Annotated in this window: 11 protein-coding genes and 1 other RNA gene; all 12 read left to right on the top strand. The window is 63.0% G+C overall.

The window, feature by feature from the left end; genetic code table 11:
* Positions 1-125 precede the first annotated feature (125 nt).
* The gene (gene rsmI / locus FFS13_RS05645; RefSeq protein WP_171006434.1) at positions 126-983 is read left to right on the top strand and encodes a 16S rRNA (cytidine(1402)-2'-O)-methyltransferase; all 858 of its coding nucleotides are present in this window, start codon (positions 126-128) and stop codon (positions 981-983) included.
* A 92-nt stretch (positions 984-1,075) separates the two neighbouring features.
* Positions 1,076-1,455: RNase P RNA component class A (gene rnpB, locus FFS13_RS05640), an RNA gene on the top strand.
* A 308-nt stretch (positions 1,456-1,763) separates the two neighbouring features.
* Positions 1,764-2,219 (top strand): division/cell wall cluster transcriptional repressor MraZ, encoded by a 456-nt coding sequence (gene mraZ / locus FFS13_RS05635; RefSeq protein WP_137818301.1) that lies wholly within the window; start codon positions 1,764-1,766, stop codon positions 2,217-2,219.
* Between the two features lie 2 nt (positions 2,220-2,221).
* Positions 2,222-3,163, top strand: coding sequence for a 16S rRNA (cytosine(1402)-N(4))-methyltransferase RsmH (gene rsmH / locus FFS13_RS05630; RefSeq protein ID WP_137818129.1), 942 nt, complete (start codon positions 2,222-2,224; stop codon positions 3,161-3,163).
* Positions 3,160-3,453, top strand: a complete 294-nt coding sequence (gene ftsL, locus FFS13_RS05625; RefSeq protein ID WP_137818128.1) for a cell division protein FtsL — start codon at positions 3,160-3,162, stop codon at positions 3,451-3,453. The genes rsmH and ftsL overlap by 4 nt, the downstream gene beginning before the upstream one ends.
* On the top strand, positions 3,453-5,180 hold the full coding sequence (locus FFS13_RS05620) for a penicillin-binding protein 2 (protein WP_137818300.1): 1,728 nt from the start codon (positions 3,453-3,455) through the stop codon (positions 5,178-5,180). Before ftsL ends, FFS13_RS05620 begins: the two co-directional genes overlap by 1 nt.
* Positions 5,180-6,643 carry a UDP-N-acetylmuramoyl-L-alanyl-D-glutamate--2,6-diaminopimelate ligase gene (locus FFS13_RS05615; RefSeq protein WP_137818127.1) on the top strand — a complete coding sequence of 488 codons (1,464 nt, stop codon included), beginning with the start codon at positions 5,180-5,182 and terminating at the stop codon, positions 6,641-6,643. The genes FFS13_RS05620 and FFS13_RS05615 overlap by 1 nt, the downstream gene beginning before the upstream one ends.
* On the top strand, positions 6,636-8,015 hold the full coding sequence (gene murF / locus FFS13_RS05610; RefSeq protein ID WP_137818126.1) for a UDP-N-acetylmuramoyl-tripeptide--D-alanyl-D-alanine ligase: 1,380 nt from the start codon (positions 6,636-6,638) through the stop codon (positions 8,013-8,015). The genes FFS13_RS05615 and murF overlap by 8 nt, the downstream gene beginning before the upstream one ends.
* A complete protein-coding gene (gene mraY / locus FFS13_RS05605) occupies positions 8,016-9,098 on the top strand; it encodes a phospho-N-acetylmuramoyl-pentapeptide-transferase (RefSeq protein ID WP_137818125.1) in 1,083 nt (360 codons plus the stop codon).
* Between the two features lie 13 nt (positions 9,099-9,111).
* Positions 9,112-10,461 carry a UDP-N-acetylmuramoyl-L-alanine--D-glutamate ligase gene (gene murD, locus FFS13_RS05600; protein WP_137818124.1) on the top strand — a complete coding sequence of 450 codons (1,350 nt, stop codon included), beginning with the start codon at positions 9,112-9,114 and terminating at the stop codon, positions 10,459-10,461.
* A gap of 11 nt (positions 10,462-10,472) precedes the next feature.
* Positions 10,473-11,714: a putative lipid II flippase FtsW gene (ftsW, locus tag FFS13_RS05595; protein WP_171006433.1), complete on the top strand. Its 1,242-nt coding sequence runs from the start codon at positions 10,473-10,475 to the stop codon at positions 11,712-11,714.
* Positions 11,704-12,774 carry an undecaprenyldiphospho-muramoylpentapeptide beta-N-acetylglucosaminyltransferase gene (gene murG, locus FFS13_RS05590; protein WP_137818122.1) on the top strand — a complete coding sequence of 357 codons (1,071 nt, stop codon included), beginning with the start codon at positions 11,704-11,706 and terminating at the stop codon, positions 12,772-12,774. The genes ftsW and murG overlap by 11 nt, the downstream gene beginning before the upstream one ends.
* Positions 12,775-12,799: the final 25 nt, after the last annotated feature.

Genomic DNA, 12,799 nt, shown 5'->3' with positions numbered 1-12,799 from the left:
TTGATCAAATGAATGGCGAATTGTACCCAAGCCCCGCCGGGGGCGCGATGTTGATGGTGTGAATCGGGCTACAATGCGCGCTTTATGTGATTCATGAGGTGTGCGTTGTGACCGCTCCAGGTGCTCTGAATTCCGCTGCCGGCACGCTTTATGTGGTGGCCACGCCCATCGGCAATCTGGATGACATCAGTGCGCGGGCGCTCAAGGTGCTGCGTGGCGTGGCGCTGATTGCCGCCGAGGACACGCGTCACTCGATTCGTTTGCTCCAGCATTTCGGCATTGCCACGCCGCTGGCGGCCTGTCATGAACATAACGAGCGCGACGAAGGTGGGCGCTTCCTGGCTCGCTTGCAGGCGGGTGAGGATGTCGCGCTGATTTCCGATGCCGGTACGCCGCTGATTTCCGATCCTGGCTACCACCTAGTTCGCCAGGTGCGGGCGGCAGGCATTGCCGTCGTGCCAGTGCCTGGCCCTTGTGCGCTCATCGCCGCACTGTCGGCGGCAGGTTTGCCATCGGATCGTTTTATCTTCGAAGGTTTTTTACCGGCAAAGGCGGTGGGGCGCCGCGCCCGGCTCGAGTTGGTAAAAGAGGAGCCGCGCACGCTGATTTTCTACGAGGCGCCGCATCGAATATTGGAGTGCCTGGAAGATCTGCAGGCGGTCTTTGGGGGGGAGCGCATGGCCGTGTTGGCGCGCGAACTGACCAAGACCTTCGAGACCTTGAAGGGCCTGCCGTTGGCAGAGTTGCGCGCCTGGGTCGAGGCCGACAGCAATCAGCAGCGTGGCGAGTGCGTGGTGCTGGTGGCGGGCTGGCAGGCACCGGAAGGCGATGAGGCCTTGAGTGCGGAGTCCTTGCGAGTGCTCGATCTATTGCTCCAGGAGATGCCGCTGAAGCGTGCGGCGGCGCTGGCGGCGGAGATCACCGGGGTGCGCAAGAATCTGCTCTATCAGGTGGCGCTGGAGCGGCAAAAAGCCTCCGGCTAGGTTCGGGTTTTCGCAATATGGAAATGTGATTTGCTTCTCAAAAGACGCTTGGGCTTGTTCTCGCGCGCGCGTATCGCTACCCTTGGCGGCGGAGAGTCGATCGGACAGTCGCTGTTCCATTTCGTTCCGCGTTCTTTATTGGGCGCTGCGCGAAGTGGAAGGGAGGAAAGTCCGGGCTCCATAGGGCGGAGTGCCAGGTAACGCCTGGGAGGCGTGAGCCTACGGAAAGTGCCACAGAAAATAACCGCCTAAGCGCTTCGGCGCCGGTAAGGGTGAAAAGGTGCGGTAAGAGCGCACCGCACGTCTGGCAACAGTGCGTGGCTAGGTAAACCCCACTCGGAGCAAGACCAAATAGGGATCCATTGGCGTGGCCCGCGCTGGATCCGGGTAGGTTGCTAAAGGCGTCCAGTGATGGCCGTCGTAGAGGAATGACTGTCCTCGACAGAACCCGGCTTACAGATCGACTCTCCACCTTTTTTCTATCCGCCTCACCTCCCGCATCGCATTTCTAATGCCGAAAAAATCTTACTCTTAACAAACTACTTTAAGTTTGAAGTTCAGCTCCCTGAGTCCGTTGAGTTTTGTCTTAAAAAAGACCTCGCAAAGCCTCGCTAAACCCCCTTCTGAGTTCGCTAAATTGCCGTCCTATAAGGATTTTTCCCTCTTGGCGCGCCTTGACGGTGGGGTGGCCGCATTCCTATAGTGTGTGTAAGTGGTATGAAGTGGCATGAAGTGGGTTTTTTAGGCATGGACAGCCGATCAAAGTGGGGGAGCGCAACCTTGTTTCGCGGAGCTAACGCCATATCTCTCGACGCCAAAGGGCGGCTCGCGATGCCAAGTCGGTATCGGGACGAGCTCGTTTCGCGTTCGAATGGTCAGCTCATCGTCACCATCGATGCTATCGATCCTTGTCTGTGCGTTTACCCGCTGCCCGAGTGGGAGCTGATTGAAGCCAAGCTCCGTGAACTGCCCTCTCTGCGTGAAGAAACCCGTCGCCTGCAACGCCTGCTGATCGGCAATGCCGTGGATCTGGAGTTGGACGGCAGTGGTCGCTTCCTGGTGCCGCCGCGCTTGCGTGAGTACGCCAAGTTGGACAAGCACGTGATGCTGGTGGGCCAGCTGAATAAATTCCAATTGTGGGACGAGGACGCCTGGAACGCTGTTGCTGATGCGGACCTGGCGGCCATTAAACAACCCGGCGGTCTGCCGGACGAACTGCGTGATTTGATCCTGTGACTATGACTAGCGGCTTTCAGCACATCACCGTACTGCTTAACGAAGCCGTTGAGGCTCTGGCCGTGCGCGCGGATGGCTGCTACCTGGACGGCACCTTCGGGCGCGGCGGGCATAGCCGCTTGATCCTCGAAAAGCTCGGCCCGGATGGGCGCCTGCTCGGTTTTGATAAAGATCCGCAGGCGATCACGACTGGGGAAACGCTGGCGGCCGAAGACGGCCGCTTTGTCGTTGTGCAGCGCAGTTTTGCCGAGCTGGGCGAGGAAGTCGCGGCGCGTAATATGACCGGTCGGGTGGCAGGGGTGCTGCTGGATTTGGGGGTTTCTTCGCCGCAGTTGGATGATGCCGAGCGTGGCTTTAGCTTCCTCAATGACGGCCCGCTGGATATGCGCATGGATCCGACTCGCGGCATTAGTGCGGCTGACTTTATCGCCAGCGCTTCCGCGGAAGAGATTGCCCGGGTGTTCAAGGAATATGGCGAAGAGCGTTTTGCCAAGCGCATGGCTCGCGCCGTCGTGGAGCGTCGGGAAGTTCAGCGTTTCGAGCGCACGGCCGACCTGGCCGAGGTGCTCAAGGTCGCTAATCCGGCTTGGGAAAAGGGCAAAAACCCGGCGACCCGTGCGTTTCAGGGCCTGCGCATTCATGTGAATAACGAGTTGGGCGACCTTGAGCGTGGCCTGGATGCCGCGTTGGAGGCTCTGGAGGTCGGTGGGCGGCTGGTGGTGATCAGCTTCCACTCGCTGGAAGACCGCATCGTTAAGCTGTTTATGCGGCGTCATGTTAAAGGCGAGGCGGACAATCTGCCGCGTGATCTGCCGGTTCGTTTCGCTGCCTTCGAGCCGCGGATCAAGGTGCTTGGCAAGCCACAATTCGCATCTGAGGCCGAGTTGAAGGCCAACCCGCGTGCGCGCAGTGCGGTCATGCGTGTGGCGGAGAAGCTGCGGTGAGTCGCGCCTTCGCCAAGCCCTTGCCGGGCGGCAGCCTGCTGATGCTGGCGCTGTTTGTCGGCGTGTTGGTTTCGGCGATTGCCGTGTCCTACAGCGCGCACTGGAATCGCCAGCTGCTCAATGCGCTCTATGCCGAGCTCAGCGTGCGTGATAAGGCGCAGGCCGAGTGGGGCCGCCTGATTCTCGAGCAAAGTACCTGGACTGCGCATAGCCGCATCGAGACCCTGGCCAGTGAGCAGCTGAAAATGCGCATTCCTGAGCCGGCCGAAGTGCGCATGGTGGCGCCATGATGAAGCTCGAAGGCGCACTTTATCCCTGGCGGTTTCGCGTGGTGCTGGCCTTGCTCGCGGTGATGGTGGGTGCCATTGCCTGGCGGATCATTGATCTGCATGTGGTCGACCATGACTTTCTTAAGGGGCAGGGTGATGCGCGTAGCGTGCGGCATGTGCCGATTCCGGCGCACCGCGGCTTGATTACCGATCGCAACGGCGAGCCTCTGGCGGTCAGCACTCCGGTCACCACCCTGTGGGCAAATGGTAAAGAGCTGCAAGTCGCGCGTGATCGTTGGCCGGCCTTGGCGGCGGCGCTTGGCCAGGAGTCGAAAGCCTTAGCTCAGCGTCTGGAGCAGAACGCTGGGCGCGAGTTCATGTATCTGGTGCGCGGCTTGACGCCCGAGCAAGGTCAGGTCGTGCTCGACCTCAAGGTGCCGGGTGTCTACGCCATCGAAGAGTTCCGCCGTTTCTACCCGGCCGGTGAAGTTGCCGCGCATGTGGTGGGCTTTACCGATGTGGATGACAAGGGCCGAGAAGGCGTCGAGCTGGCTTTCGAAGACTGGCTGGCGGGTGTGCCGGGTAAGCGGCAGGTGTTGAAAGACCGTCGCGGCCGGCTGATCAAGGATGTGCAGGTCACGCAGAACGCCAAGGCGGGCAAGGCGCTGGCGTTGTCGATTGACCTGCGTTTGCAGTATCTGGCGCACCGTGAACTGCGCAACGCCATGATCGAGTTCGGCTCCAAGGCTGCCAGCTTGGTGATGGTCGATGTGAAGACCGGCGAAGTGTTGGCTATGGTGAATCAGCCGGCTTACAACCCGAATAACCGCCGCAACCTGCAACCGGCGGCGATGCGTAATCGGGCGCTGATCGATGTGTTCGAGCCCGGTTCGACGGTCAAGCCGTTTACCGTGGCGATGGGCCTGGCCTCGGGTAAATACCGGCCGGATACGGTGATGGATACCCGCCCGGGCTATATGCAGGTCGGCCGCAAAACCATTCGCGACACGCATAACTACGGTGTGCTGGATGTCACTGGGGTGATCAAGAAGTCCAGCAACGTCGGGGTCGCGCGAATCGCCCTGGATGTCGGTGGCGAAAATCTTTACGCGATCTTGCAGCAGGTCGGCCTGGGGCAGGACACGGGCCTCGGCTTTCCCGGTGAGCGGGTCGGTAACCTGCCGAACTTCCGCGTCTGGAAGCCACTGGAAACCTCGATCATGGCCTTCGGCTATGGCCTGTCCGTGACTGCCGGGCAGTTGGCACATGCCTACACCGTGCTCGGTAACTATGGTGGCAGCATTCCACTGTCGCTGATCCGTCAAGACCGCGCGCCGCAACCGGTGCAGGTGATTGACCAGGCCATCAGCCGCGAAGTGCTGCAAATGCTGCGTACCGTGGTCGACGAAGACGGCGGTACGGCTTCGCGCGCGCGGGTTCCTGGCTATCAGGTCGGCGGCAAGACCGGCACAGTGCACAAAACCTTGCCGGGCGGCGGCTATGCGCCTAACCAATACCGCTCGGTTTTCGCCGGCTTGGCGCCGATCTCCAACCCGCAGATTGCCATGGTGGTGGTGATCGACGAGCCGAGTAAAGTCGGTTACTACGGCGGTCTGGTCGCCGCGCCGGTGTTTGCCAAAGTCATGGCCGGCGCCCTGCGCCTGATGAACGTCGTTCCCGATAATTTGCCGCCGCCAGTCGTACCTCAGACGGCTGTGGCAAGCGCTGGTAAAGGAGGGCGGATCTGATGCCCATGCCGCTCAATCAGTTGTTGCCCGAGGCGGAAAGCTCGGTGCTGATCCGCGAATTGACCCTGGATAGCCGCAAGGTGCGTCCGGGCGATCTGTTCCTCGCCGTGCCGGGCGGCCAGCAGGATGGCCGTGTGCATATCAGCGACGCCATCGCGCGTGGTGCCGCTGCCGTGGCCTATGAAGCCGAAGGCGCAGCGGTGATGACGGCCAGCAGTGCGCAGTTGATTCCATTGAAGAACCTGGCGGGGCAGTTGTCAGCCATTGCCGGGCGTTTCTACGGTGAGCCGAGCCGCGCCTTGCATCTGGTCGGCGTGACCGGCACCAACGGCAAGACCAGTGTCAGCCAGTTGCTCGCCCAGGCGCTGGATCACTTCGGCGAGCGCTGCGGGATTGTCGGTACCCTCGGGACGGGCTTTCACAATGCCCTGGAACAGGGTCGCCATACCACGCCGGACCCGATAGGCGTGCAGGCGGTGCTGGCCAACCTGAAACAGGCCGGCGCCCGAGCGGTGGCGATGGAGGTGTCCTCCCACGGCCTGGAGCAAGGCCGCGTCGCTGCCCTGGCGTTCGATGTGGCGGTGTTCACCAACCTGTCGCGCGACCACCTGGATTACCACGGTTCGATGGCGGCCTATGGTGCGGCCAAGGCCAAGCTATTCAGCTGGCCAGGTCTGCGTTGCCGGGTGCTGAATCTGGATGATGCCTTTGGCCGCCAACTGGCTGCCGCGGTGCAGGAGTCCCGGTTGATCACCTACAGCCTGGAAGACCCCAGCGCTTACCTGTATTGCAGCGAAGCGCAGTTCGACGATCACGGCGTACGCGCCAAGCTGGTCACGCCGAAAGGTGAGGGCAGCCTGCGCAGCCCGCTGCTCGGGCGTTTCAACTTGAGCAACCTGCTGGCGGTGGTCGGCGCCTTGCTCGGGATGGAGTACCCGCTGGACGAAATTCTCAAAGTCCTGCCAGAGCTGCAAGGCCCGGCTGGGCGTATGCAGCGCCTGGGTGGCGGCAAGCAGCCGTTGGTCGTGGTCGATTACGCGCACACCCCTGATGCGCTGGAAAAAGTCCTCGAAGCCTTGCGCCCACATACCCAGGGCCGTCTGCTCTGCCTGTTCGGCTGCGGCGGCGACCGTGACCGCGGCAAGCGTCCACTGATGGCTGAGGTGGTCGAACGTTTGGCCGATGGCGTGTTGGTCACCGATGACAACCCGCGCGGTGAAGCCCCGGAGCAGATCTTCGCCGATATCCGTGCGGGCCTGACGGCGCCGGAACAGGCTCGCTTCGTCTACGGTCGCGGTCAGGCCATCGCCCAGTTGATCGCCAGTGCCGAGGCTGCGGACGTAGTAGTCCTGGCCGGCAAGGGGCATGAGGACTATCAAGAGATCAAGGGTGAGCGGCAGCCGTTCTCCGATCTGGACGAGGCCGGCAAGGCCTTGGCTGCATGGGAGGTGGCGCATGCTTAAGGCCCTGCGTTTGAGTGAAATCGTTGCGCCCTTGATGGGGCGTCTGGTTGGCGCGGACACAGCATTCAATGCGGTGAGCACCGATAGCCGCGCGATTCAACCGGGTCAGCTGTTTATCGCCTTGAGCGGCCCGCGTTTCGACGGCCACTCCTATTTGCATGAAGTGGCGGAAAAAGGCGCCGTGGCGGCGCTGGTCGAGCGTGAAGTTGCCGGTGCGCCGTTGCCGCAACTGGTCGTGCACGACAGCCGTCAGGCGCTGGGGCAACTCGCCGCCTTGAATCGCCAGGCCTACCTCGGCCCGCTGGCCGCAATCACCGGTTCCAGCGGCAAAACTACGGTCAAGGAAATGCTCGCCAGTATCCTGCGTGCGGGCATCGCCGGGCACGGTGGTCCGGTACTGGCGACCCGTGGCAACCTGAACAACGACCTTGGCGTGCCACTGACCTTGCTGGAATTGGCGCCGGAGCATGTCGGCGCAGTGATTGAACTGGGGGCTTCGCGCATCGGCGAGATTGCCTACACCGTCAACCTGGCTCGGCCGCAAGTGGCCATCATTACCAATGCCGGTACCGCCCATGTCGGCGAGTTCGGTGGGCCGGAGAAGATCGTCCAGGCCAAGGGCGAGATCCTCGAGGGGCTTTCTGCAGCAGGGGTCGCGGTCCTCAATCTGGACGACAAAGCCTTCGTGACCTGGCAGTTGCGCGCCAAGGCTCGCAAGGTGCTGAGTTTCGCGCTGGATAACCTCAAGGCGGATTTCCGTGCCGGCGAGCTGAGCCGCGACGCCCGCGGTTGCCAGGCGTTTAGCCTGCATAGCCCAGCCGGTAGCGCGCGGATTCAACTCAATCTGCTTGGCGCTCATAACGTCGCCAATGCGCTGGCCGCCGCCGCCGCGGCTTTCGCCCTGGGCGTGCCGCTGGTCGGTATCGTCACCGGGCTGGAAAGCGTGCAACCGGTCAAAGGCCGCGCCGTAGCGCAGCTGGCGACGAATGGCGTGCGCGTCATCGATGACAGCTACAACGCCAACCCGACCTCCATGTGTGCGGCCGTTGATATACTCGCCGGCTTTTCCGGGCGCACCGTTCTGGTCCTCGGGGATATCGGCGAGCTGGGTGAGTGGGCCGAGCAGGGGCATCGCGACGTTGGCGCCTATGCCGCCGGCAAGGTCGACGCCCTGTACGCCGTGGGCCCGCTGATGGCGCATGCCGTCGCGGCGTTCGGCGCCGCCGGTCGGCACTTTGCCGACCAGGCCAGCCTGATCGCAGCCCTGGGCGCCGAACAGGGCAACACCACCATTCTAATTAAGGGTTCGCGCAGCGCGGCGATGGAAAAAGTCGTCGCGGCCTTGTGCGGTACCAGCGAGGGGAGTCACTAAATGCTGCTGCTGCTGGCGGAGTATCTGCAACAGTTCTACAAGGGCTTCGCGGTCTTCCAATACCTGACCCTGCGTGGGATCTTGGGCGTGCTCACCGCGCTGGCACTGTCGCTGTGGCTGGGCCCGTGGATGATTCGCACCCTGCAGATTCGCCAGATCGGTCAGTCGGTGCGCAACGACGGCCCGCAATCGCACCTGTCGAAATCCGGTACGCCGACCATGGGCGGCGCGCTGATTCTCTCGGCCATCGCCATCAGCACTCTGCTCTGGGCGGATCTGTCCAATCGCTATGTCTGGGTCGTGCTGATCGTCACGCTGCTGTTCGGTGGCATCGGCTGGGTCGACGATTACCGCAAGGTGATCGAAAAGAACTCGAAAGGTCTGCCCAGCCGCTGGAAATACTTTTGGCAGTCGGTGTTCGGTCTGGGCGCGGCGCTCTTCCTTTATATGACTGCGCCGAGCGCGGTGGAAACCACGCTGATCCTGCCGGTGCTGAAGGATGTCAGCATCCCGCTGGGCATCGGCTTCGTCGTCCTGACCTACTTCGTCATCGTCGGCTCGAGCAACGCGGTCAACCTGACCGACGGTCTCGACGGCCTGGCCATCATGCCCACGGTGATGGTCGGCGGCGCGCTGGGGATCTTCTGCTACCTGTCGGGTAACGTGAAGTTCGCCGAATACCTGTTGATTCCCTACGTGCCGGGCTCTGGCGAGCTGATCGTGTTCTGCGCCGCGCTGGTCGGTGCCGGCCTTGGTTTCCTCTGGTTCAACACCTACCCGGCCCAAGTCTTCATGGGCGACGTCGGCGCCTTGGCCCTTGGCGCCGCGCTGGGCACCATCGCGGTGATCGTCCGTCAGGAAATTGTGCTGTTCATCATGGGCGGGGTGTTCGTGATGGAAACCCTGTCGGTGGTGATCCAGGTCGCCTCCTTCAAGTTGACCGGCAAGCGGGTGTTCCGCATGGCGCCGATTCATCACCACTTTGAACTCAAAGGCTGGCCGGAGCCGCGCGTCATAGTGCGCTTCTGGATCATCACCGTGATTCTGGTGTTGATCGGTCTAGCCACGTTGAAACTGCGTTAAGGACGAGGAGCCCATGACCCTGATCGCTTCTGACCACTTCCGCATCGTTGTCGGCCTCGGCAAGAGCGGCATGTCGCTGGTGCGCTTCCTCGCGCGTCAGGGCGTCCGCTTTGCTGTCGCCGACACGCGCGAGAACCCGCCGGAGCTGGCCACGCTGCGTGCGCAGTTTCCGCAGGTTGAAGTGCGTTGTGGCGAGCTGGATGTGGACTTCCTCTGCCGTGCCGACGAACTCTACGTCAGCCCTGGCCTGGCGCTGGCCACCCCGGCGCTGCAACAGGCGGCCGTGCGCGGCGTGAAGTTGTTGGGCGATATCGAACTGTTCGCCCGCCACGCCAAGGCGCCGATCATTGCCATCACCGGCTCCAACGCCAAGAGCACGGTGACCACCCTGGTCGGCGAGATGGCGGCAGCCGCCGGTAAGAAGGTCGCCGTCGGCGGCAACCTCGGCACCCCGGCGCTGGAGCTGTTACAGGATGACGTCGAGCTGTACGTGCTCGAGCTGTCGAGCTTCCAGCTGGAAACCACCGAGCAACTGAATGCCGAAGTGGCCACCGTGCTGAATATCAGCGAAGACCATATGGACCGTTACAGCGGTCTGCCGGCCTATCACCAGGCCAAGCACCGGATCTTCCGCGGCGCCCGGCAAGTGGTGGTGAACCGCCAGGACGGCCTGTCGCGGCCGTTGATCGGTGAGCAAGTGCCGTGCTGGACTTTTGGCCTGAACAAGCCGGACTTCAAGGGTTTCGGCCTGATCGAGGAGGGCGGTGAGAAGCATCTGGCCTTCCAATTCGAGACGCTAATGCCGGTACGCGAACTGAAAGTCCGGGGCGCGCATAACCAGGCCAACGCTTTGGCCGCCTTGGCGCTGGGTCATGCGCTCGGCCTGCCGTTCGCGCCGATGCTGCAGGCACTGCGCGCCTTCAGCGGTCTGGCGCACCGCTGCCAATGGCTGCGTGAGCGGGCCGGGGTGAGCTATTACGACGATTCCAAGGCCACCAACGTCGGCGCTGCGCTGGCGGCCATCGAAGGTCTGGGTGCGGATATAGTCGGCAAACTGGTGCTGGTGGCCGGTGGCGACGGCAAGGGTGCCGACTTCTCGGCCCTGCGTGCGCCGGTCGGCAAACATTGCCGTGCGGTCTTGCTGCTCGGGCGTGATGCGCAGTTGCTCGCCGCGGCCCTGGATGGCGAAGGCGTACCGCTGATTCACGTGAAAACCCTCGAGGAAGCGGTGCGCAAAGCCGCCGAACTGACCCAAGCCGGCGATGCCGTGCTGTTGTCGCCAGCCTGCGCCAGCCTGGACATGTTCAAGAATTTCGAAGAGCGCGGGCGCCTGTTTGCCCAAGCGGTGGAGGCGCTCTCCTGATGCTTACGACACTGCTAGGCATCCTGCGTCCTTACCCATCGCCGCTGTTTAGCCGGCGCGGCATCGACCTGGACTTTCCGCTGCTGGCGGGCTGCCTGGCACTGCTCGGCCTGGGGCTGGTGATGATCACCTCGGCGTCCTCGGAAGTAGCGGCCGTGCAATCCGGCAACCCGCTGTACCACATGATCCGTCACCTGATTTACATCGTGATCGGCATTGGCGCGGCGGGCGTGATGCTGATAATTCCGCTGTCCACCTGGCAGCGCCTGGGTTGGTTGTTGCTGGTCGCGGCCTTCGGCTTGCTGGTGCTGGTGCTGGTGCCGGGCATCGGCCGCGAAGTGAACGGCTCGATGCGCTGGATCGGTTTCGGGGCCTTCAACGTGCAGCCTTCGGAAATCGCCAAGGTCTTCGTGGTGCTCTACCTGGCCGGCTATCTGGTGCGCCGCCAGGAAGAAGTCCGCGAGAGCTGGGCCGGCTTCTTCAAGCCCTTCGTCGTGCTGCTGCCGATGGCCGGCCTGCTGCTGCTGGAGCCGGACTTCGGTGCCACCGTGGTGATGATGGGGGCCGCCGCCGCCATGCTGTTCCTCGGCGGTGTCGGCTTGTTCCGTTTTGCCTTGATGGTCGGGCTGGCGGTCGGCGCCGTGGTGGTGTTGGTGCAGACCCAGGAATACCGCCTGCAACGCCTGATCACCTTTACCGACCCCTGGGCCGACCAGTTTGGTTCCGGTTATCAATTGACTCAGGCGTTGATCGCCTTCGGCCGCGGCGAATGGCTGGGGGTGGGGCTGGGCAATAGCATCCAGAAACAGTTCTACCTGCCGGAGGCCCACACCGACTTCGTGTTCGCAGTGCTGGCGGAAGAGCTGGGTCTGGTCGGCGCGCTGGCCACCGTTGGCCTGTTCGTCTTCGTCAGCGTGCGGGCCTTGTATATCGGGCTGTGGGCGGAGAAGGCCAAGCAGTTCTTCGCCGCCTATGTCGCCTACGGTCTGGCGTTTCTCTGGATTGGTCAGTTCTTGATCAATATCGGGGTGAACGTCGGCCTGTTGCCGACCAAGGGCCTGACCTTGCCATTCCTCAGTTACGGCGGTAGTTCGTTGGTGATCTGCTGTGCCTGTCTTGGCTTGCTGCTGCGCATCGAGTGGGAGCGGCGCACGGTGCTGGGCAGTGAGGATATCGACTTCGTCGAGAGTGACTTCGCCGAAGACCTCCCCAAGAACAAGAGCCAGCCCGAGGAGGTCGTCCATGGCCGCTAATATTCTGATCATGGCCGGTGGTACCGGCGGCCACGTGTTCCCGGCGCTGGCCTGCGCGCGTGAGTTTCAGGCGCGCGGCTACAACGTGCATTGGCTGGGCACGCCACGCGGCATCGAAAACGAGCTGGTGCCGCAGGCCGGCCTGCAGCTGCACCTGATCAACGTCGCTGGGCTGCGTGGCAAAGGCCTGCTGGCGCTGCTGAAAGCGCCGTTCAGCCTGGTCCGGGCCTTGTTCCAGGCGCGCAGGATCGTGCGTAAGTTGCGCCCGGTGTGTGTGCTCGGGATGGGCGGTTATGTCACCGGCCCCGGTGGGCTGGCGGCGAAACTGGCCGGCGTGCCGTTGATCATCCACGAGCAGAACGCGGTGGCCGGGACGGCCAACCGCAGCCTGGTGCGCTTCGCGACCCGCGTCTGCGAGGCCTTCCCGAATACCTTCAGCGCCTCGCTCAAGCGCCGTACCACCGGCAACCCGGTGCGCGAAGAGCTGTTCCTGGAAACGCCGCGTCCGGCTCTGCACAACCGCAAGCTGCGCCTGCTGATCCTCGGCGGCAGCCTCGGTGCCGAGCCGCTGAACAAGCTGCTGCCGGAAGCCTTGGGCGAAGTGCCGGCCGAGTTGCGTCCGGAAGTGGTCCACCAGGCCGGCAAGCAACACGCCGAGGTCACGGCCGATCGCTATCGCGCCGCTGGCGTGCAGGCTCACGTCGCCCCCTTTATCCAAGACATGGCCGGCGCCTATGCCTGGGCCGACCTGGTGGTTTGCCGCGCTGGCGCGCTGACTATCAGTGAACTGGCTGCCGCCGGGCTGCCGTCGATGCTAGTGCCGTTGCCGCACGCCATCGACGATCACCAGACCCGCAATGCCGACTATCTGGCGCGGGAGGGCGCTGCCTTCCTGCTGCCGCAAGCGACGACCGGTGCCGCCGAATTGGCCGAGCGCCTGACCGAGGTTTTGATGCATCCCGAACGACTGATCTATATGGCGAGCACCGCCCGCCGCCTGTCCAAACCCGACGCCACCCGTACCGTGGTGGAGATTTGCCTGGAGGTGGCCCGTGGTTGAGAGCCAGAAAGCCTTCCCGCAACCG

It is taken from the genome of Pseudomonas sp. 2FG, from assembly GCF_005502935.1.
GTDB lineage: Bacteria > Pseudomonadota > Gammaproteobacteria > Pseudomonadales > Pseudomonadaceae > Aquipseudomonas.
This window is presented reverse-complemented; position numbering and strand designations above follow the sequence as displayed.

Excerpts from the sequence above, each read along its gene's own strand:
- rsmH (WP_137818129.1), top strand. The coding sequence starts at position 2,222 with ATGACTAGCGGCTTTCAGCACATCACCGTACTGCTTAACGAAGCCGTT.
- FFS13_RS05620 (WP_137818300.1), top strand. The coding sequence starts at position 3,453 with ATGAAGCTCGAAGGCGCACTTTATCCCTGGCGGTTTCGCGTGGTGCTG.
- FFS13_RS05615 (WP_137818127.1), top strand. The coding sequence starts at position 5,180 with ATGCCCATGCCGCTCAATCAGTTGTTGCCCGAGGCGGAAAGCTCGGTG.
- murF (WP_137818126.1), top strand. The coding sequence starts at position 6,636 with ATGCTTAAGGCCCTGCGTTTGAGTGAAATCGTTGCGCCCTTGATGGGG.
- mraY (WP_137818125.1), top strand. The coding sequence starts at position 8,016 with ATGCTGCTGCTGCTGGCGGAGTATCTGCAACAGTTCTACAAGGGCTTC.
- murD (WP_137818124.1), top strand. The coding sequence starts at position 9,112 with ATGACCCTGATCGCTTCTGACCACTTCCGCATCGTTGTCGGCCTCGGC.
- murG (WP_137818122.1), top strand. The coding sequence starts at position 11,704 with ATGGCCGCTAATATTCTGATCATGGCCGGTGGTACCGGCGGCCACGTG.